13 protein-coding genes are annotated in these 21,546 nt (G+C 42.5%); 10 read left to right on the top strand and 3 right to left on the bottom strand.

What is annotated here, in order from left to right:
* Positions 1 to 103: 103 nt before the first annotated feature.
* Positions 104 to 1,072, bottom strand: a complete 969-nt coding sequence (locus AB7E53_RS08975; RefSeq protein ID WP_446775256.1) for a DUF4922 domain-containing protein — start codon at positions 1,070 to 1,072, stop codon at positions 104 to 106.
* A 267-nt stretch (positions 1,073 to 1,339) separates the two neighbouring features.
* Positions 1,340 to 1,822 (bottom strand): YkgJ family cysteine cluster protein, encoded by a 483-nt coding sequence (locus AB7E53_RS08970; protein ID WP_446775254.1) that lies wholly within the window; start codon positions 1,820 to 1,822, stop codon positions 1,340 to 1,342.
* Positions 1,823 to 2,270: 448 nt separating this feature from the next.
* On the opposite strand from AB7E53_RS08970, the gene AB7E53_RS08965 reads away from it, so the two are divergent.
* Genes AB7E53_RS08965 through leuB form a run of 6 tightly spaced genes read left to right on the top strand, consistent with a single transcriptional unit; the run spans position 2,271 to position 8,829 of the window.
* Positions 2,271 to 3,767, top strand: coding sequence for a 2-isopropylmalate synthase (locus tag AB7E53_RS08965; protein WP_079683799.1), 1,497 nt, complete (start codon positions 2,271 to 2,273; stop codon positions 3,765 to 3,767).
* Between the two features lie 10 nt (positions 3,768 to 3,777).
* The gene (gene leuC / locus AB7E53_RS08960) at positions 3,778 to 5,169 is read left to right on the top strand and encodes a 3-isopropylmalate dehydratase large subunit (protein ID WP_446775252.1); all 1,392 of its coding nucleotides are present in this window, start codon (positions 3,778 to 3,780) and stop codon (positions 5,167 to 5,169) included.
* 13 nt (positions 5,170 to 5,182) lie between these two features.
* Positions 5,183 to 5,770, top strand: coding sequence for a 3-isopropylmalate dehydratase small subunit (gene leuD / locus AB7E53_RS08955; RefSeq protein ID WP_068180573.1), 588 nt, complete (start codon positions 5,183 to 5,185; stop codon positions 5,768 to 5,770).
* Positions 5,751 to 7,277, top strand: a complete 1,527-nt coding sequence (locus AB7E53_RS08950; protein ID WP_446775251.1) for an alpha-isopropylmalate synthase regulatory domain-containing protein — start codon at positions 5,751 to 5,753, stop codon at positions 7,275 to 7,277. The genes leuD and AB7E53_RS08950 overlap by 20 nt, the downstream gene beginning before the upstream one ends.
* A gap of 22 nt (positions 7,278 to 7,299) precedes the next feature.
* A complete protein-coding gene (locus AB7E53_RS08945; protein ID WP_079683801.1) occupies positions 7,300 to 7,743 on the top strand; it encodes a methylglyoxal synthase in 444 nt (147 codons plus the stop codon).
* Positions 7,744 to 7,758: 15 nt separating this feature from the next.
* Positions 7,759 to 8,829 carry a 3-isopropylmalate dehydrogenase gene (leuB, locus tag AB7E53_RS08940; protein ID WP_079683802.1) on the top strand — a complete coding sequence of 357 codons (1,071 nt, stop codon included), beginning with the start codon at positions 7,759 to 7,761 and terminating at the stop codon, positions 8,827 to 8,829.
* Positions 8,830 to 8,974: 145 nt separating this feature from the next.
* Here the strand turns inward: leuB and AB7E53_RS08935 are convergent, their stop codons facing one another.
* Positions 8,975 to 9,796 (bottom strand): tetratricopeptide repeat protein, encoded by an 822-nt coding sequence (locus tag AB7E53_RS08935; protein WP_446775249.1) that lies wholly within the window; start codon positions 9,794 to 9,796, stop codon positions 8,975 to 8,977.
* A 174-nt stretch (positions 9,797 to 9,970) separates the two neighbouring features.
* Between AB7E53_RS08935 and AB7E53_RS08930 the strand changes: the two genes are divergently transcribed.
* The 4 genes from AB7E53_RS08930 to AB7E53_RS08915 all read left to right on the top strand — a co-directional run.
* The gene (locus AB7E53_RS08930; protein WP_446771313.1) at positions 9,971 to 10,759 is read left to right on the top strand and encodes a mechanosensitive ion channel family protein; all 789 of its coding nucleotides are present in this window, start codon (positions 9,971 to 9,973) and stop codon (positions 10,757 to 10,759) included.
* Between the two features lie 711 nt (positions 10,760 to 11,470).
* On the top strand, positions 11,471 to 15,541 hold the full coding sequence (locus AB7E53_RS08925) for a hypothetical protein (RefSeq protein ID WP_446775247.1): 4,071 nt from the start codon (positions 11,471 to 11,473) through the stop codon (positions 15,539 to 15,541).
* Between the two features lie 431 nt (positions 15,542 to 15,972).
* Positions 15,973 to 20,106 carry a hypothetical protein gene (locus tag AB7E53_RS08920; protein ID WP_446775246.1) on the top strand — a complete coding sequence of 1,378 codons (4,134 nt, stop codon included), beginning with the start codon at positions 15,973 to 15,975 and terminating at the stop codon, positions 20,104 to 20,106.
* A gap of 80 nt (positions 20,107 to 20,186) precedes the next feature.
* Positions 20,187 to 21,546, top strand: a 1,360-nt coding sequence (locus AB7E53_RS08915) for an InlB B-repeat-containing protein (RefSeq protein WP_446775244.1), incomplete at its 3' end; no start/stop codon positions are given.

Raw genomic sequence — 21,546 nt, 5'->3', positions numbered from 1 at the left:
AACATCATTTTGAAAAATTGTTTCATATCTCTTATCCGGTTGTAAAGGTTTATTGAACAGCAAATATAACGAACATATTTGGAGAAGTCCTACTTTTTAATCCTTATTTACTAGAAAGATGTTGGATGGAGCGACATACATCCGCGAATAAGTCGTCCGAAAGGAAAAGCTGACTGTACATCTCCGAAAGCAAAGCTGGCGTTATTTTATCAAAATCCGCTTCGTTTTTGGTAATAATCAGTCCCCCTGCGTGAACAGCTCCCGGATTAATAGACAGCTTTACTTTAGCTGGGTTCTCCTCTCCCCAAAAGTAGGGGTGTCTTGGAAATACTACAACGGTCCACGTTCCATCTTCGTAACTACTGATGATATTCATCATAGGTTCCGGTTCCCTATCAGATTCGGGTAATGCCTGGTAGATAAGGCCGAATAGCTTTCGTGCAGCGGTTAATGTACGGGCCTTAAGTATAAAACAATTCCTTTTTACCGTATCTGAAAGGGTAAACAAGGTAGCGGTAGGTTCGGTGATAATACTTTTACCGTGTTTGTGGAGTAATGTGTCCACTTCATTCATAAAGGGAAGTACTCCTTTGGTGCCTGCCTGGAAATGTGCATGATCAGGTATGGAGGTGCCACACGAGGGTCCGCTGTAATATAAAATAAACCGCTCCAGCCGGATACTTAATTCTAGCATGTCTCCAAATCTGGAAAGAATACGCTGAGGCGAATGTACCCTTGATGGTATGGTGAAATGGTTCGGGAAGATTGGATTTGGATTGCACAGCACGATGTAATCACGACCAAAAACCAATCTTTCTTGCAGGATAGGGAGGTTGTTTACACAAAGCGGGCATCCATTGGCATAGGGAATCCCTGCATTATGCTCCGGCCGCAGCATGATTGTACGTGCCGGATTAAACTGAACTTTAATACTAAAATCATCGAAAGAATAACATTTCTCTTTTACCTTATCCAACGTCTGATAGTTGGTGGCAAAAAAAGGCCAGGTGGCAAACTGTTTGCATAGCAATTCATTTGCCTGTGCGGAACTTATCGTAAAATTAGGTTTCATAGGCTTCGTATACAAGTATACAAATATAATAAAAGTTAATGAATATAAATCAACTTGACCTAAAAAACCATCATACTAAATAGACGAAAGATGCCTGTCAAATTCAAATGAATATTACCCGTTTGAGAATAATATTCTTTTACCTTGCAAGTGGAGTAATTACTGTAGATCTTATCGGATGCTAGCCATTCATAACATCTATTTAGAATTACTGACCCATGAATGGTTTAATTGAAACGGAAAGACCCTTACTAATTAGCAGTAGCGTCAAAACTCCTTTTTTAGTCGTTCCAGCAAATTGAATACTGCCGGACAAGTTGCCGCATTTTTTATGGTTAGCGCATGGATCTGATAGAATTTCTTTCGGTCGGTATGAGGATATTCCCTGCAGGCTTTGGGGCGGTCTTCATAGATACTGCAATAATTATCGGCACCCAGAAAAGGACAGGGCATGGTTTTAAATACGTAATCGTTGTCTTCATCTATTCTTAAGTATGCAGACACCACTTCGTGCTGCTTCATTCGGGTGGCCGACGCTATCCTTTCAATATCCTTGTCCGTAATACGTGGTCCGAGTGAACGGCAACAATTGGCGCACTCCAGGCAATCAATCTCTTCAAAGACCTCTTCGTGAAGGTAGTGGACCATGTCGTCCAGTTCCCGCATTCTGTTTTTCTTTATATTTTTAAAAAAAGACTTTGTTTCTTTTTCTACTTTTTTGGCTCTCTCGTTCAATGAGTCAATATTCATATACTTCTGCTTATGATATTCAATTACGCGTACAAAAGTAATCTATATTTTAAACAAGAACGGCACCTTCTTTAAACTTGTCATTGTTTTCTATATGTAAAATATGCTGAACAGCAGCCTTAAAAACAGATAAAAGAACGAATCAGAATAAATAAAGCGATATATATTATAAACCGTAAGAAAAATATTGATAAAAATATCGAATTATATTTGCATGTTACAAAAAAGGCTCTATCTTTGCAACGTTAAAAATAGAAGACAAATGATACAGTATTCAGCAAACAGCATTATTATTATTTCTCTAATTGATATTCTACTCTGGGAACGGACTAGGAAGTGAGACTGCTGTGCTTTTCTGAGCATTTGTAAAAAAGAAAGAGCCTTTCTCACTTCCATGTGAGAAAGGCTCTTTTGATATAGTTAATTCAAACAAATAAAAAATAGGATTATGTCAGACAAATTGTTTATTTTCGACACCACATTGAGAGATGGTGAACAGGTGCCTGGTTGTCAGTTAAACACCCTTGAAAAGATTCAGGTTGCCAAAGCATTGGAAGAATTAGGCGTCGATATAATCGAAGCCGGCTTTCCGGTGTCAAGTCCGGGTGACTTCAAAAGTGTAGTGGAGATTTCCAAGGCCGTAACCTGGCCAACCATTTGTGCACTCACCCGCGCTGTTGAGAAAGATATTGAAGTGGCTGCCGAAGCATTGAAGTTTGCTAAACGCGGACGTATCCATACGGGAATCGGTACATCTGATTATCATATACGTTACAAGTTTAATTCCAATCAGGATGATATACTTGAACGGGCCAAGGCCTGTGTGAAATATGCCAAAAGATTTGTTGAGGACGTAGAGTTTTATGCAGAAGATGCCGGACGTACCAACAACGAATACCTGGCAAGGGTCGTGGAAGCGGTTATTAAAGCTGGAGCAACCGTGGTTAATATTCCCGATACGACTGGTTACTGTATGCCCGACGAATATGGTGCAAAGATTCGTTACCTGATGGAACATGTGGATGGTATTCATAATGCGATAATATCAACGCACTGTCACAACGACCTGGGAATGGCAACAGCCAACTCAATTCAGGGAGTAATGAATGGTGCACGTCAGGTTGAAGTAACGGTAAATGGGATTGGTGAGCGTGCCGGAAATACAGCTTTGGAAGAAATTGCCATGATTTTCCGTAGCCATAAAGAGACGGGAATTGTTACTAATATAAACAGTACGAAAATTTATTCCACCAGCCGCATGGTTTCGAGCCTGATGAATATGCCGGTTCAGCCAAACAAAGCCATCGTAGGAAGGAATGCATTTGCGCACTCATCGGGGATTCACCAGGACGGAGTTCTTAAAAATCGGGAAAGTTACGAGATTATCGACCCTAAAGACGTGGGAATAGACGACAATGCCATTGTTCTTACAGCCCGTAGCGGACGTGCTGCATTAAAACACAGACTGAATATATTGGGCGTGGATCTTGATCAGGAGAAGCTGGACAAAGTGTACGAAGAGTTTCTTAAGCTGGCAGACCGGAAAAAGGATATCAACGACGACGACGTTTTGATGCTTGCCGGTAAAGACCGCACAGCTATGCACCGGATTAAACTGGAGTATCTGCAGGTTACATCGGGAGTAGGTGTACAATCGGTTGCCAGTATCTGTCTGAATATCGCAGGAGAGAAGTTTGAAGCGGCCGCATCCGGAAACGGACCGGTAGATGCAGCTATTAAAGCGGTTAAATCAATCATCCATCGTACCATGACGATTCAGGAGTTTCTTATCCAGGCTATCAATAAGGGAAGCGATGATGTAGGTAAGGTTCACATGCAGGTGGAATACGATGGAAATAATTATTATGGTTTTTCGGCTAACACGGATATCATTGCAGCATCCGTTGAAGCCTTTATCGATGCAATTAATAAATTTGTAAAATAAGATAAAACGTATGAATACTCTTTTTGAAAAAATATGGGATAAACATGTGGTGGATACCTTGTCAGACGGCACCATCCAATTGTATATAGACAGACATTTCTGCCACGAAGTAACAAGTCCCCAAGCCTTTGGTGGTTTACGTGCCCGCGGATTAAAGGTGTTCCGTCCGGAACAGACCCTTTGTATGCCCGATCACAACGTACCTACCCTGAAACAGGAATTCCCGATTGAGGATCCGATTTCAAAGAATCAGGTCGATACCCTGGCAAGCAATGCCCAGGAATTTGGTATCACCTATTACGGCATCGGAAACAATAAGAATGGAATTATCCACGTGGTAGGTCCGGAAAACGGATATACACAACCGGGTATGACTATTGTTTGTGGAGACTCACACACTTCTACGCATGGTGCCATGGGAGCTATTGCTTTCGGTATCGGTACCAGTGAGGTGGAAATGACTCTTGCTACTCAATGTATATTCCAGCGTAAGCCAAAGACAATGCGCATCACGGTAGACGGAAAGCGCAAACCGGGTGTTACAGCCAAGGATATCGCCTTGTATATTATTTCGCAGATGACAACCGGTGGAGCAACCGGCTATTTTGTAGAATATGCAGGCGAAGCAATCCGGGCTACTTCCATGGAAGAACGCCTTACCATCTGTAACCTGAGTATTGAAATGGGTGCCCGTGGTGGTATGGTTGCTCCGGACGAAACAACATTCGAATACCTGAAAGGACGTGAATTCGCTCCGAAGGGAGAAGAGTGGGAGAAGGCCTTGGCCTATTGGAAGACATTGAAGAGCGATGAGGATGCTGTTTTCGACAAAGAAATTGTTTATCATGCCGAAGATATCGAACCGATGGTTACCTATGGAACAAATCCGGGTATGGGTATGGGCATCAGCGGAACAATTCCTTCCTTGGAAAGCGTGGACGAGGCAAGCCGTATCTCCTACAAGAAAGCATTGGATTATATGGGATTCCAGCCGGGTGAACCTATTCAGGGTAAATCTATCGATTACGTATTCCTGGGTAGCTGTACCAACGGACGTATCGAAGACTTCCGTGCTTTTGCCCACTTTGTGAAGGGGAAGAAGAAGGCTGATAATGTAATTGCCTGGTTGGTTCCGGGTTCATGGAATGTAGCTCGTCAGATTAAAGAGGAGGGACTGGATGTAATTCTTACCGAGGCAGGCTTTTCTTTACGTCAGCCCGGTTGTTCGGCCTGTCTTGCCATGAACGACGATAAAGTACCTGCCGGCAAGTATGCTGTAAGTACAAGCAACCGTAACTTTGAAGGTCGCCAGGGTCCGGGTGCACGCACTATCTTAGCAGGCCCATTAGTAGCAGCCGCAGCCGCCGTAACCGGAAAAATAACAGATCCAAGAACATTATAAGCATCAGATAAAAATGGAAAAATTTGTAACATTGACATCAACGGTAGTTCCTCTTCCAATTGAAAATGTGGATACCGATCAAATTATACCTGCCCGTTTCTTAAAAGCAACAACCCGCGAAGGATTTGGCGATAATCTGTTCCGCGACTGGAGGTACGACAAAGAGAACAATCCGGTTCCATCGTTCGTATTGAATCAGGATACCTATTCGGGCCAGATTCTTGTGGCCGGAAAGAACTTTGGTAGCGGATCAAGCCGCGAACACGCCGCATGGGCAATTTCCGGATATGGATTCCGCGTGGTGGTAAGCAGTTTCTTTGCCGACATCTTCAAGGGTAACTCCCTTAACAACGGATTGCTTCCGGTTGTGGTATCACCCGAATTTCTTGCGGAGATATTTGAAACAGTAACATCCGATCCGAAGACTACCTTAACTGTAGATCTTCAGAATCAGAAAATTACCAACAATGCGACCGGAAAAAGCGAAAACTTTGAAATCAATGCCTATAAGAAAGACTGCCTGTTGAATGGACTGGACGACATCGATTACCTGTTGTCCAACAAAACAAAAATCGAGGCTTATGAGGCTGCCAGGAAATAAACTGATAGAGATAATGGATACAACCCTGAGGGATGGCGAACAGACCTCGGGCGTATCTTTCTCTGCACACGAGAAAGTCAGCATAGCCCGTCAGCTTCTGTCGGATCTGGGCGTAAACCGTATCGAAATCGCCTCGGCCAGGGTGTCTGAAGGCGAATACGACGCGGTTAAGCTTACCGTACGCTGGGCTGAGCGTGCAGGCTACCTTTCGCGTTTGGAAGTATTGGGTTTTGTAGACGGTGAGACATCGCTTAACTGGATAAAATCTGCCGGATGTAAGGTTATGAACCTGCTTTGCAAAGGCTCGTTCAAGCATGTAACCGAACAGCTCCGTAAAACCCCCGAGCAGCATATCGCAGATATTACGGAGGTGGTGAATAAGACGCAGGAGATGGGGATTGAAGTTAATGTTTACCTCGAAGACTGGTCCAACGGTATGCTTCACTCGCCGGAATATGTCTATCAGTTGATGGACGGATTGAAAGACCTTCCTATCAAGCGTTTCATGCTGCCCGATACGTTGGGTATTCTCAATCCACGCAACACTTACTTCTTCTGTAAGGAGATGCTCACCCGTTGGCCGAAACTCCATTTCGACTTTCATGCGCACAATGATTACGACCTGGCGGTGGCCAACGTATATTCAGCAATAGTAGCCGGAGTAAAAGGTGTGCATACAACCGTAAACGGATTGGGCGAGCGTGCCGGAAATCCTCCTTTAAGCAGTGTGTTGGCTGTAATACATGATCAGCTTAAATTAAAGACGAGTCTGAATGAAAAGAAGATCAATCAGGTAAGTAAGCTGGTAGAAACCTACTCGGGTATCCATATCTCAACCAATAAACCCATCGTAGGCGAACATGTGTTTACCCAATGTGCCGGGATTCATGCCGATGGAGATGCCAAGAACAACCTCTATTTCAACGACCTGTTACCCGAACGCTTCGGTCGTACAAGAGAGTATGCGCTGGGGAAAACCTCCGGCAGGGCCAACATCCGTAAAAACCTGGAATCGCTGGGTATTGAGATGGACGAAGAATCCATGCGCAAAGTGACCGAACGAATCATCGAACTGGGTGATAAGAAAGAGGCGGTTACAAAAGAGGATCTACCCTATATCATTACCGATGTGCTTCGTCACGATGCCATCGAGAATAAGATAAAGTTATTAAACTATTCACTATCTTTGACGCAAGGTCTGAAGCCGGTAGCTTCGCTCAAGATTGAAATTGAGGGCAAAGCGTATGAAGAAACGGCCTCGGGCGACGGACAGTACGATGCGTTTGTGAGGGCACTTCGCAAGATTTACAAATCCTTGTCGAAACCCTTCCCTATGCTTACAAACTATTCCGTCTCCATCCCTCCAGGCGGACGTACCGATGCTTTCGTGCAAACGGTAATCAGCTGGAATCACGAGGGTGTCGACTTTAAAACCCGTGGACTGGACGCCGACCAGACGGAGGCGGCCATCAAGGCTACGGTGAAAATGCTGAATAAGATTGCATAGTTTATAAATAATACATTGGATAATGAAAAAACAATTGACGATTGCGCTTGTTGCGCATGATAACCGTAAAGCGGATATGGTTGAGTGGGCTGTTCACAATGCAGACATGCTATCCATTCATAAACTGGTATGTACCGGAACTACAGGTAGCCTGATCAGAAAAGCCTTTCAGGAAAAGGGTATTGAGGCAGATATCACCTGTATGAATTCGGGCCCGTTGGGCGGAGATGCCGAAATCGCTGCTATGGTGGTGCGTAAGGAGGTGAATCTGGCTATTTTCCTTATAGACGATTTGAATGCCCAGCCGCACGAAGCAGACATTCAGATGTTATTACGTCAGTGTCGTGTACACAATGTGCCCATTGCCTGCAATAGGTACAGCGCCGACCTGATGATTACCAGCACGTTGTGGGACAACGAAGATTACGTTCCCACCGAGCCAAAGTATATCTATTTTAAACGATAAGAAAAGAATAATAAAATGAAATTGAATATTGCAGTATTGGCGGGAGATGGTATCGGTCCCGAAATCATTGCCGAAGCACTTAAGAGTGTTCAGGCAGTATGTACCAAATTTAATCACGAACTTACATACAAAGAGGCATTGGTGGGCGCTTGTGCAATCGATGCTACGGGTAATCCTTATCCGGAAGAGACTCACAGTCTTTGTATGCAAAGTGATGCGGTGCTTTTTGGTGCGATCGGATCTCCTTTTTACGACAATAATCCTTCTGCTAAAGTGCGTCCGGAGCAGGGCTTGCTTGCCATGCGTAAGAAATTGGGCCTTTTTGCCAACATCAGACCTGTAACTACATTTCCAAGTTTGTTGCACAAATCTCCCCTTCGTTCGGAATTGATTGAAGGTGCCGATTTTATGTGTATCCGCGAACTTACCGGCGGAATGTATTTTGGTCGCCCGCAAGGTCGCAGCGAAGACGGCGATACGGCTTATGATACCTGCGTATATACGCGCGAAGAGATCGATCGGATTGTTCGTCTTGCCTATGGATATGCACAAAAACGCCGGAAAAAACTTACCGTAGTTGATAAAGCGAATGTATTGGCTACATCGCGTTTATGGCGTCAGGTATCTCAGGAAATTTCGGCAGAGTATCCAGATGTGGAAACAGAATATATGTTTGTAGACAATGCTGCCATGCGACTGATTCAATGGCCAAAGAGCTTTGACGTGATGGTGACCGAGAATATGTTTGGAGACATCCTTACCGATGAGGCATCTGTAATTACCGGCTCATTAGGTATGCTGCCTTCGGCTTCGGTTGGTATTCATACATCAGTATTCGAACCGATCCATGGATCTTATCCTCAGGCAGCCGGAAAGAACATCGCTAATCCGCTCGCTACCATTTTGAGTGCCGCGTTGATGTTCGAGTACGCATTCGACCTGAAGGAAGAGGGTAAACTTATCCGCGAAGCTGTTGCTGCGTCAATGGATGCCGGAGTTGTAACCGAAGATATTTCTGAAAAAGGAAAAGCCTATTCTACTTCGGCCGTAGGAGACTGGGTGGCATCCTATATCAAGAATAAATAAGCATTCTTTGTTCGGAGTTTATCCGTACAAAGGAACAGAAAAAGAAAAGGTGATTCCGGGCATGCTCAGAATCACCTTTTTAATAGTATCGAATTAATGAACACGCTCTATATCTTAGAGGTATTAAAGTCTGGTGGGAGGTTTATTATTTGCAAAGCTTTATAAGCTCGCGGATTGTTTCCGGATCGTATCCCATCTCCTGGGCTTTTTTGAAATCGATTGCTGCCGAAGGTTTTTCGTACAATGCCAGTTTAACTTTACCTCTCAATACATAGAGGGCGGCTGTAGGAGTAGTTTCGGCAAACACCTTATTTATATCGGCCATGGCCCGTGCATTTTTCCCTTTCATGAAATAGAGGTCGGCGCGCCCTTCATACAAAGACCAATCTTTAGGAAGTTCGCTTATCAGGTAATTGTAGATCCGTTCGGATTCGTCAAAGTTTCCTCTCATCTTTTCCAGAATGGCATAACCCACTCTTCCGCGAACCGACTTGTCGTTCACCTCCAGAATCTTCTCAAAATCCTGCTCTGCAGAAAGGTAATTTTTCTGTTGCAGATAGATCAGTCCTCTGTTATACAGAGCCTCTTCGTTTTTCGGAGCTAGTGCCAGCAGGGTGGAATAATCATTCAGAGCCATTTCCGTGTTACCCATCTCGGCATATAAAGAAGCCCTGCTTTCCAGGATACCCTGGTTTTGCGGGTGACCGCTTAATGCAGCACTATAGGAAATCATAGCCTCTTCCAGCTTACCTTGCCGGCGTTGGATGGTACCCAGATTGGTAAGCAGCGCAAAATTGTTTGGATTGGCTGGTTCAAGCCGCATGGCAGCTTTCAGACTCTCTTCCGCAGCGGGCAGATCCTTCTTCTCCAGGTAATCGTACGACTTGCTTATAAGCTCCTCATATCCTTGAGCCTGTATGGAGGTAACCCCCAAAAACAGGCAAATCCATAACATGATAATTTTCATCTTTTGTCTCTCAAAATTAGTTTGCAAATGTAAGTATTAAAATGTCATCATTTTAACTTTTAAATTTTATTTATACCTTTGCTTACTTAATAACAAACTCATATACGTATGAATATATTGTCTCTAATCTTATTACAGGCCGAGGTAATCTCGTTAACCAAAGCCGAACAGCTGATGAAAGTGCTGATGGATTCGGGTATTGACCTCGGCAAACGAATCATTACAGCGGTAATCGTTTTCCTTGTGGGACGTCTCGTTATCGGACTCCTCAATAAACTGTTCCGTAAGATTCTTATCAAACGAAATGTGGAATTATCCATCCGTACCTTCCTGAGCAGTCTGGTTAATATTTTACTTACCATCCTTCTGATTGTTTCTGTTGTAGGAGCATTGGGTGTAGAAACCACCTCTTTTGCCGCCTTGCTTGCCTCTGCCGGTGTGGCTATCGGTATGGCCTTAAGCGGAAATCTGCAGAATTTTGCCGGAGGTCTGGTCGTTTTGTTATTTAAACCCTACAAAGTAGGCGATGTGATAGAGGCTCAGGGGGTAAGCGGTACGGTACGTGAAATACAGATTTTTCACACCATATTAACCACCTACGACAATAAAGTGGTATATATTCCCAATGGAGCTCTTAGCAGTGGGGTAGTTACCAACTACAGCAACCAGTCCACACGAAGAGTAGATTGGGTATTTGGTATCGAATATGGCGAAGATTATGCCAAGGTGAAAAGTGTAATTGAACGTTTGGTTGCACAGGATGGACGTATTCTGAATGATCCGGCTCCCTTTGTGGCCCTTCATGCCCTGGCCGACAGCAGTGTGAATGTTACCTTAAGAGTTTGGGTTAAAAGCGAAGACTACTGGAGTGTCTATTTTGATATGAATCAGAAGGTTTACGATACGTTCAACCTCGAAAAGATCAGCTTCCCGTTCCCACAACTTACGGTGCATCAAAATTAAGTATCGTTTAAAAACGTGTGAAGCCGTCTGGCTGACGTTTTTACGAAAAACATCTGTCATCCCTCATTTTTATGCCTCAATCCCTTTGGTGGAGCGGGTTTTAAAAATGAGGGATGCTTGTGACAGATCCATTCTATCTGTCATCTGTCATCGAAATATCTCTGCTTTCTCCTGTTTCCTTCTGAGTTGATAACGTTGTACACTTTTTTTTACTATAGATTTTAAGCGTTTCCCCAACGCCTTTAGTTCTTTTCATCATATATAATAGACGGTTAACCAAAGGTATATTCTTCGTCTTCCAACTGAGGGATCATTGTCACACAGCTGAGGGACAATGGTCACACAGATGGAGGACGATGGTCCCTCAGCTGAGAGACGAGTAAATAGAGGAATGAAAAAGACTAAGATGTGTATATTCCGGCTTTAACACTGTTATTAAAATGCATATTTAATTGGTCGAAAATTGGTTTTAACCAATAAAGGAAAAATGAATTATCTGAATACTGATTTGCAAGAATTCAATAAATTAGATTATGTCCTTAAAAACATGTAATACGTACAATAAACCTGCATGTACGTACTACAGTTGTGTAATTCGTTTTATATATATTATGTAGATAGGGTTAAAAGTATAATTTTGTAATGAATTAATCAGCTTTACGATTTACTTACTGTCTAATATCCAACTGTTTACATAATAATTGAAAATCTATGAATAAATTAGCCGACCTAAAAATCAAGGCACTCTTGCTTATCCTGTTTACATGGAGTGGGTCTACTGTGTCAGGTATAAATGACTTTCCTCCTGTGCACGATGAATTAAATTTGTTAACCACACCCAAAATCTTGCAATGGAATAACCAGTCCAGGCTTGAAGCTCCGGTAGTAGGCGGAGCGTTGGTTCAGGGGGTATATCTTTCTTTTTCCGATGGGGGAGAGGGTTCGGTTTGGAACGAAATGGAAGTAAATAAACTTGTGTCGGCACCAGAGACAAATCCTACTACAACAGCCTGGTGGACCGATGGCTCTGCCTTAAATCTGTTTGCCGGAGAGGCTAAGCGGATGGCTGTAACCTTCCAGCTTTCAACCAAATACCTGAAGCAGGTAAATGATTTGGAGATTGTATTGGATGCCAATCGTTTCGAAGGAGCCAATATGGATCTGGATTTCGATCTTAAATTAGAGGTCTTCGACCTGAACGGAATACCTGTGCCCTATAGTTCAGTTTATGCCGGAGGAACTTCCTCTTTTGGTGTAATACCCGGAATTTACAATACGGGCGACGGACGAAAAGTGTTGAAATTCTTTCAACGTAGTACGGATCCGGGCGTTCCTTCGCCGTTTATTCCCGGTTCGCTGGATAATAAACTGCTCCGTATTACATTGGTTTCGGGTATTCCGGTAGGCGAAATAGGAGCTCATGCTCCGGCTGCACTGGTGGTAAACCGTATTTCGATCCAGTCCGAAACACCGTCGCTAAACCTGGATTTATCCAATCACGGGGTTTTTGAGGCAGGAATGAATTGTATGACTCCATTTGTACCCGAAAATACCGTTACTTTATCCGCATCCGGACTTACGTTGCCGGCATCTTTTGTACCAACTTCGCAGGTTACAACCCAAGGAGCTATGCAAACAGCGGATATCCGGATTGTAAGTCCCCTGGGATTCAGACTTAACGACGGTCAGAATCAACCGGTAGATTCGCGGGAGGTTACGTTGCAGTCCGCTTCCATGAGTTTCCAATATGCTTTTAACCCTGTCAATATAAATACATTTAACGGATCATTTGCGGCCGCAGCTCAATTTACCAACCAAAACGATCCGCTATCACCCATCGAAGAGCTGACAACCACTTCGTCTTCAGTTGCCGGGAATTCGGTTCCGGAGCTTTTTTTATCGGCTAATAAAATAACCTTTAATGAATCAGGGAGCACACAGTCTGTCCAAATCTGGGGAAAGAATATTCCTATGGACGATCGCTCCGATTTTTATTACGAAGGAATCTGCTCTTCCGATGATCCGGATGGCTCGACGTGGAGCTTTGCCCAGGTAGAAAATCACTTTACGGTAAGCAATTTAGGGGTGATCGAAAAACTGCCATCCAATACCCTGGATATTACCTTTGCGCAAGAAATGAATAACCTCTATCTGGATGTGGCTAAATACCTTTGGATCAATACAAATTACTCCATCCCATTGGCTATCAAAGGAGTGAATACGTTTACGGGAGCTGAGTATGCCGATTTCTCCAATGCAGATATCAACCTTTCACCTTTTCCACAGGTGCTGGTCATCGGAGATGTGGCCGTGGTCTGGTTTGAATACGAGAAGGCCGGGGGAGTGCCGGGTATGGTAGTAGGAGATTTATCCACCGCTTTCTATGCTCCTTACGATGAGACGATTGCAGAAACATTGTACTCCAGACCAAAGACTTTTGTTTTAAAAGGGGCTAAAATCAAACCCGATGCAAATGATGAGGCGGCATTCGAAATATCGTTGGAGAAATACGGCGCGCACGAACTGGATGGTCATCATGCCTTTATGTATAGCACAGACCAAGGAGCTACATGGAAAACTCCGGCTACAAAAGATACGCTTCGCGTAAAATTACGGACCGTGCAGGATGCCGTGGACTTTGCCGAGAAAGGAGTAAAACTGATGGTGCGGTTCAGACCCGATTGCCGTGGGTACGAACCCTGGATGCAAACAGCAACCGCTTTGCCCCAGCCTCACGAGATGTATAAATGGACACCTCATCATAATTTGTTGAAGGCTGTTCAGGTAGGTAAAATGGAAACGGTACATACAGAAGCTCTGGTTTACGGAGATACCCGGGCGGTACTTACCAATACTATCAACAGTTGGCATTTTGAGGATGTGATGGATACAAATTACATGGGTATTTGGGGTAGTTCATTAACGACGTCCAATTTTAGAAAAGACTACGGAATCACCTATCTGAATACGTGTGGAGAACAATCCAACCCCTTAAATAAAGGTGAATTTTATATCACAGGCTATAACCTTATTAATAATGTACGCGTACATTATAATAAGGACGTAAATAATCCGTCAGCTTTTCAGGTTTCGGTGGAGGCTTTGGAGGGCTTTGGCGAAGTGGATGGTCTGACCATTAAACCAAATAAATACGGTGAAGTGGTTGCCCGTGTGTCGGTTGTTTTTGCTCCAACGATGAAGGCTGCTGATTGCCGGACTGTAACAGATTCCATAACGGTAGTCTATAGTGGCAAAGCGATAAGGAGCAGTAGCGATCAGGTGTGGGACCCCGACTTTAATTATAACGATTACTTTAGGGGATACGATGCCGACAATTCCTTTATTTATGCATCGTATAACTATCCGGCTGCACATATAAGGGGACAAGTCTACGAGCCCACTTTCCATAAAGTGGAAGTAGCTGATCTGACTACTTCGGTTAATACTTCAGCTACCGGACGGTTTACCTTTATGGCTACCGATCTTGACAGATCGAAGAAAAAGGTTTCCATTGCTTTAGCAGGGTCAAAAACAAGCCCTTTCTCCATTACCCCTACGGAATTCCCCATAGATGCCAATGGAAACGTAAGTGCAGAAGTGACGTTGACGTTTACACCTACTCCGCAGAACCTATGCGATAACCAGATAAGTGCTATGACCTATACCTATGGTGATTGCCAGCAGGGAGATCTTCCCTTTTCGGGTGTTCTAGGGACTACAGTGGTTGGACAGCCAACCTTCAAACCCTTTGAAGCAGGTGATATTCAGGGCGACCGGGCCGATTTGCGTATTGTGCCTGCAATGGGTGCAGACAATTACCAGGTGGGTATCGGAATCTTAAAATACAGCAAGAAGACCTCTTCCATATTTATGAGCGAAGTGTATGCCAAGAGCAACGTAATCTATGTTGAGTTGTTTAATGGTACGGGTGAAAAGCTAAACGAAGAAATCCTTGTGGAGGGTAGTCCCAATTATTACCTGGAAGTGTACGAGGGAGATAATCTGGTAAAGTCGGTAACCATCGGCACGACCGACAGTCTGCTGTGGAATCCGTACGGAATTACTATCAAGACAATCCCCTTGGATTTGTTGTCTAATCAGAATTACCGGATACAACTAAAACAGGGTAGACTGTCACTGGATGTGTATGAGTTTACCGGCGATGTAAGTCATAAGACCAAAAGAGACGACTTGCCGGCTGATAGTTATCTGTGTGATACCTTTCAGGAACAATCCTGGACCACTGTAGGCGGTTGGCATACCAGCCTGGGTTATGCCGCACAGGAACCGCGTTATGCAAGCATGTTTCTGGATGAAGTGAACGGAGCCGGCTTTAGGGAATATTTTGATACCCAGTCCGTTGAAAGATCCAGCTACGGATTTGATAGCGGATTATCGGTAAGCGGATTGAAAAAAGGTACCACCTATACGGCCTATGCCTATACAGTATCACCCTGCGAAGGTGTAACAGTTCATGGAACTCCCTCCGTAAAGCTGATTCCCTGCAGCGATTCCGACAGATTATCCGGAGATCCGATGGAGGGAGTTCGATTCGGCTACTTTACAGGAGTGGAAAGTCTGGATGCTAAACAAAAGATTTATGCATCCGAAGGAAAAATAGTTGCCGTAGGAATTACAGAACCTTTATCGGTTTACAATGCTTTGGGGATAAAGATGAAAACCGCGACTGCTGAAGAGGCATCTTCCGGTATCGCTGTACCGGCCGGCATCTATATGGTTAAGTCGGGAAGCTTATCCACAAAAGTAGTGGTTGGAAGATAATACGTATTGAGTAAGTAATGATCGCCCCGGATTCTCTGTTGCTGAGGATTCGGGGTGTTTGTTTTGATAAGGCTATATTCATTGCCAGTGTTTACATTTCGGTTACGCTCCTGTTAAGGATTCATTAACCTCTTTTTTGTAAAAAATGGCACGAAAATGGGTTCGTCCTTAAAACAATGGGGTTTGATAATAAACCCTTGACCTTGGTTGTGACTCCCTGAAATAGGCCTTAAAAACCTATGTAGATTCCCTGTGAATCCTAACTTTGTATTGAAAAATAGTGTTTTGAGTAAGGAAATAGAAGGAGATAATTAATAATCCGAACAATTTATCCATTCAAAAAACTAACTTTTTTAGTCGCTTATTTGTAAGAGCTACTAATTCGATGAGAAACTAATATTCCTTTTATTACTAATTAAATTAAATTTTTTATGATTAAATTTACAAACTTTAGAACAAAAGCTCTCGCACTCGTTGCGATGACAGCTTTTAGTGCGGGTTCGGTATTTGGTCAGGCTCCATTCTTTGAGGGCAGCATTACGGGTCATCCTAAAATGTTGCAATGGAACAACCAGACTAAGATCGATGCTCCTGTTAACGCAGGTGCTTTGGCTCAGGGTGTAAAGGTAACTTTCTCCGGTAGCACAGATGCTCAACCTTTTGTTGCGGTTTCTCCAGCTGTTGCTTTGAGCTCAACTATTCCTACCACCAATCCTAATCAATCCAGCTTCTGGATTGGCGAAGATGGTAAATCTCTTAACATTTTTGCTTCCGACCAGAATCGTGCAGCCATCTCTTTCGATATTACTACAAAATATCTGAAGAATGTAAAAGACCTGCAGATTATGTTGGATGCTAACACTTTTGGTGACGAAGCCAACAAGAATGTTAATTGGGACATGCACTTGCAAGTTTATAACCTGGATGGTACATTGGTAGATTACAATCAGATTTATCAATATGCAGGAACATTTGTTCCTGGACATTTGGTATGGGTATCAACAGGTCCAATGCCATGGCAAGGTCATTGGGATTGGGTTGAAACAGATTTTCAGGATATGACAATGGTTTATGATGGTATCTACAATACATCTATGGGAGCTAAAACATTAAAATTGTTCCAGCTTGCTGATGATGAAATTGAAGATCATCCTTTTATCCCAAATTCATTGGATAACAAAATCATTCGCGTTACTTTTGTTTCAGACAGACCTGCAGGTGGTGTAATTGATACAGCTCCTGCTGCTACTATTGTTAAGAGTTTGTCAATTGCTTCGGATTCTCCAAGCATGACTTTAACAAGAACAGCTGATTACAATGGAACAGGTATGTTCAATGCCGGTATGGGTTATAAATTGGAAGATGCTGATAATAAAGTAACAGTTGCTGTTGCTGGTTTGACACTTCCAACTCCTGCTGCAATTGTAGATGTTACAGCTCCTACCGGATTTGTAATGCATTCATCTCATGTGGCTCTTGGTCAGGTTTCTTTGACTTCTGCTACAGTATCTTCTCAGTATGACTTTGCTCCTGCAACGATCAATACTTTCTATGGTGCATTTAATGCTGCTGCTCAATTTGTTAATGCAAATGAAGCTCTTTCTCCAATTCAGTCTTTGACTGCTACTTCTGAAACTGTTTATGGTAATTCTGTACCTGAATTGTATTTGGATAAGTCAAAACTGACTTTCATTGAAAACATGACTTATCAGGATGTTCGTATCTGGGGTATCAATATTCCTCTTCCTGACCAGGGTGACTTGCGTTATGTAGGTGGATTTATGGACGATCAGGATGATTCTTCTTCTGCAGCTGCAGGTGTAGAAAACAATTTCTCTGTTGGGGCACTAGGTGTTATTGCAAATACTCCAAGCAACTATTTGAGAGTTAATTTTGCTCAATTCTTGAATAATGTTGATGTAAATGTTGCAAAATATCTAAAAATCAGCAGAAGATACTGGATTGATAACGCAATTAAGGGTACAACCGACTTTACAGGTAGAGAATTTGCTTCTTTCACCAATCCTACAGATAATTTAGTGGCATTCCCACAAGTATTGGTAGTAGGTGATATCGCTGCTGTTTGGTTTGAATACGAAGGAACAGAAGGAACTCCATCTAAGATGGTTGGTGATATCTCAACTGCATTCTATGCTCCTTACGATGCAACATTGTTGCCAGAACAACAAGCTGTTTCAAGAACTAAAGCTTTCTATTTGAAGGGTGCTAAGGTTAAGACTGATGAAACAAAAGTTGCTAAATTCGAAATTTCTCTTGATAAGTTAGCTCAACACGACAATGATGGCCACATGGCATTCAGATATAGTGTTGATAATGGTGCAACTTGGAATACTCCAGCTGTTAAGAAGGTAATCAGTATTACTTTGAATACAGCTCAGCAGATTGAAGACTTCCAGACTAAGGGTTATAAGATCCTTGTTCAGTTCAAACCGGATTGCGATGGTTTCGAAGCTGCTAACTATATGGTACCGAACATGCCTCATCAATTGTTCTATCGTTGGAATCCTCATTTCAATGTATTGATGGCAGAACAAGTTGGTTTCGACCAGGTTGGAACAGGTGCTATCGTATTTGGTGATACAAGAGCAAATCTTGAAAACACTATTCACGATTGGAATTTCGTAGAAGTAATGGATAACAGTGCTCAGGTATTGTGGAGCGGTTCATTCTTGACTAAGAGCGAATTCCGCAAAGATTATGGTAATACCTATCTTGGCGAATGTGGCGAACAGAATAATCCTCTTTCTGAAGGCGTATTCTATGTAACTGGTTATAACTTGACCAAGAATGTAAACATCGTTGAAGCTGTTGACGCTTATTATAAAGGCGACAAAAAAGCATTCTTTGTAACAGTTGAAGCTTTGCCAGGTTATGGAACAGTTAACGGTATGTCAATCGAACCTAACCAATATGGTGAAGTAGCTGCTATGGTTACTGTAAACTTTGAACCTTCAGTAAGACTTGCTCAAAAGAGAGACGTTCAGGAATTTATCACTGTTGCTTATGATGGTCGTACAATTGAAGACGGTCGTCGTTGGTGGGATGCTGAATTCAACTATGTTGATATCTTGATGGATCACCATGAAGACAATTGCTTTATCTATCCGATGTACGAATATCCAGAAGCAACTCTTTGCGGACGTGTATATGATCCTACATTCCATAAAGTAAATGTAACTAATATGCAGTCAACAATCAATGTTCCTGTAACACAACAGTTCACATTCTCTGCAACTGATCTTGATAAATCAAAAGGTACAGTTAAGATTGCTATGGTAAAGGGTGCTAAGTCTCCGTTCACTATCGCTCCTACTACATTTACAATCGACGATAACGGTAATGCAGGTGGTACAGTTACTTTGACTTTCAAACCAGACAGCACTACAATCGCTAATTGTGACTATGTTGTTGACGCTATGACTTATACTTACGGTGATTGCACAAACGCTGATTTGGCATTCTCTGGTGTAGAAGGTATTACAGTAGTTGGTCAGCCAACATTCGGAGCATTCCAGGCTGGTGACATCCAGGGTGACCGTGTTGACTTGAGAGTAACTCCTGCTGCAGGTGGTAACAACTATGTAGTTGGTATCGGTATCTTGAAATACAACAAGAAGACTTCTTCAATCTTCATGTCTGAAGTTTATGCTAAAGACAACGTAACTTATGTTGAGTTGTTCAACGGTACAGGCGAAACTTTGAATTACGACATTATCTCTGAAGATTCTCCTAACTACTACATGGAAGTTTACGAAGGTGCAACTAAGAAACAGACTATCATTTTAGGTGCTTCAGATGCTGCTCTTTGGACTCCTTATGGAATCACAGTGAAGACTATTAACTATAATCTTGCTGATGATAAAGAATATACAATTGTATTGAAACAAGGTCAGATTACACTTGACGTTTACAAGTTTACTGGTGATGTTTCTCACAAAACAAGAAAAGACAATTTGGATGCTGCTGCTTACAAGGTTAGCGCATTCAATGAAGCAGACTGGACAACAGTTGGCGGATGGCATACAAGCTTGAACGCAACTACTCAGACTCCGTTGTATGCTAGCATGTTCCATGCTGAAGTACCTGCTGCAAACTTCAAACAGTATTTCGATGACGTAACTGTTGAAAGAGCTCAATACGGATTCCAGACTGGTCTTTCTGTTAACAACTTGAAGAAAGGTGTAACTTATACAGCTTATGCTTATACTGAACCTACTTGCGACGGTGTAACTGTTACTGCTCATCCTGCTGTTAAACTTGTGGCTGCCAGCGATTCTTACCGTGTTGACGGTGATCCAATGGACGGTGTAACATTCGGTTACTTTACAGGTATCGATCAGGTAGAAGTTGCTAAGAACATCTACGCTGTAAATGGTAAGATTTATGTAGTTGGCGCAACTGAAGCTGTAACAATCTTCAATGCATTAGGTATGCAGGTTAAGGCTGCTTCTATCGAAGAAGCTGCTGCCGGTATCGATGTAGCTAACGGTATCTATATGGTTAAATCTGGTAGCAAAACTGCTAAAGTTCTTGTTAATAGATAATTCTGTAAAATAAATTTTAAAAAGGCGTCCCATTGTGGGCGCCTTTTTTTATATTTGTGCATACTCTAAATCACCCAATTATGAAGAAAAATTTACTCCTTACCTTTTTCTTGCTTTGTTTGCTTCCATTAGCCGTATTTGCAGCTGATGATCCGGTGGCTGTTAATGTGACAATTACCAAACCAACAAATTCATATGTGGAAGTAACTTATACCCCGTTTGGAACATCAACCGAGACAACAAAAGAATTTAAGGATATTGATGATTATGTGGGGACAATATCTATTGTATCTGGTGCCTCTGTGAAAGTAAAAGTTACACCAATATCTTCGTATGCATTTGATAAAATTGTGGTTAACGGAGGAACTCCTATTGTTGAGAATGATTACACAATTGCAAATATTACAGAAGCTACCACAATTACAACTTCAGTTGTTAAGATGTATACTTTCACAATTGTAAAACCTATTAATTGTGATATTAAAGTTGAGTATCTGCCAGCCCCTCTTATTTCATCCGTTAATGTTCCTCTAACAATTACCCCTGATGAAACAGGTAATGTAATACTTAAAGTTAAAAGTGGGACTAGTTTTAGTTTTGAAGTAATTCCTGATGAAGGATATGCTTTGGAACGTATAATTGCAGCAGGTGCAGCTAAAACGATTAATCCCTATGTTGTAACTCCTGTAAATTCTGACATGGAAATCAGTGCAACAGTTGTTAAAACACGTACAGTAACTATTACAAAACCTCAGAATTCAACGATTCTTGTTAGCTACACAGAGCCATTAGGAAGTGCTTCTAAAGAGAAAACGTTGTCTGATGTTGAAGGTTACAACGGTACTATTGTTGTAAAAGAAGGAACACAGTTGTCGGTAACCGTTAATCCGGCAACGGGGTATGAGTTCTCCAAAACGTTAATTGGTACAGAAGTTAGTACAGAAAATCCTACTCTAATTTCACCGGTTGCAACCGATTTAAATATTAGTACAGAGGTTGTAAAGAAGAAATATACACTTACCATTACTCCTCCAACTAATGGAACTATTACAGTAATGGCAGGAAGTACTCAGCTAACTTCGGGAGCTTTGGTTGAGCATGGTACTCAGCTTACTGTCACTGCTACCCCACAAGCAGAACATGAATTAACATCGCTTACTGTTAATAGTGAAGATCTGACAAGTGGCTCTACCTATACGGTCTCCGGACCTGTAACTGTTCAGGCTGTATTTACCTATGTGGCTCCTAAATATACGATTACTTTCGCACAGCCTGAAAACGGGACACTTACTGTGAGAAGGCGTGTTGTTGATGGTTCAAATGAAGCATATGTTTTGGTATCTTCCGGATCGTTGATTGCTAAAGGAACAGTTTTGTATATTTATGCCGATCCGGCCGATACATACGTTGTTTCTTCATTTAAAATAAACAATACTTCGG

The organism is Macellibacteroides sp., from assembly GCF_050251695.1.
Taxonomy (GTDB): Bacteria; Bacteroidota; Bacteroidia; order Bacteroidales; family Tannerellaceae; genus Macellibacteroides; species Macellibacteroides fermentans.
This window is presented reverse-complemented; position numbering and strand designations above follow the sequence as displayed.

Coding starts and splice junctions, on each gene's coding strand:
- AB7E53_RS08920 (WP_446775246.1), top strand. CDS start 15,973: ATGATTAAATTTACAAACTTTAGAACAAAAGCTCTCGCACTCGTTGCG.
- AB7E53_RS08975 (WP_446775256.1), bottom strand. CDS start 1,072: ATGAAACCTAATTTTACGATAAGTTCCGCACAGGCAAATGAATTGCTA.
- leuB (WP_079683802.1), top strand. CDS start 7,759: ATGAAATTGAATATTGCAGTATTGGCGGGAGATGGTATCGGTCCCGAA.
- AB7E53_RS08950 (WP_446775251.1), top strand. CDS start 5,751: ATGAGGCTGCCAGGAAATAAACTGATAGAGATAATGGATACAACCCTG.
- leuC (WP_446775252.1), top strand. CDS start 3,778: ATGAATACTCTTTTTGAAAAAATATGGGATAAACATGTGGTGGATACC.
- AB7E53_RS08930 (WP_446771313.1), top strand. CDS start 9,971: ATGAAAGTGCTGATGGATTCGGGTATTGACCTCGGCAAACGAATCATT.
- AB7E53_RS08965 (WP_079683799.1), top strand. CDS start 2,271: ATGTCAGACAAATTGTTTATTTTCGACACCACATTGAGAGATGGTGAA.
- AB7E53_RS08935 (WP_446775249.1), bottom strand. CDS start 9,796: ATGAAAATTATCATGTTATGGATTTGCCTGTTTTTGGGGGTTACCTCC.
- AB7E53_RS08945 (WP_079683801.1), top strand. CDS start 7,300: ATGAAAAAACAATTGACGATTGCGCTTGTTGCGCATGATAACCGTAAA.
- AB7E53_RS08925 (WP_446775247.1), top strand. CDS start 11,471: ATGAATAAATTAGCCGACCTAAAAATCAAGGCACTCTTGCTTATCCTG.
- AB7E53_RS08970 (WP_446775254.1), bottom strand. CDS start 1,822: ATGAATATTGACTCATTGAACGAGAGAGCCAAAAAAGTAGAAAAAGAA.
- leuD (WP_068180573.1), top strand. CDS start 5,183: ATGGAAAAATTTGTAACATTGACATCAACGGTAGTTCCTCTTCCAATT.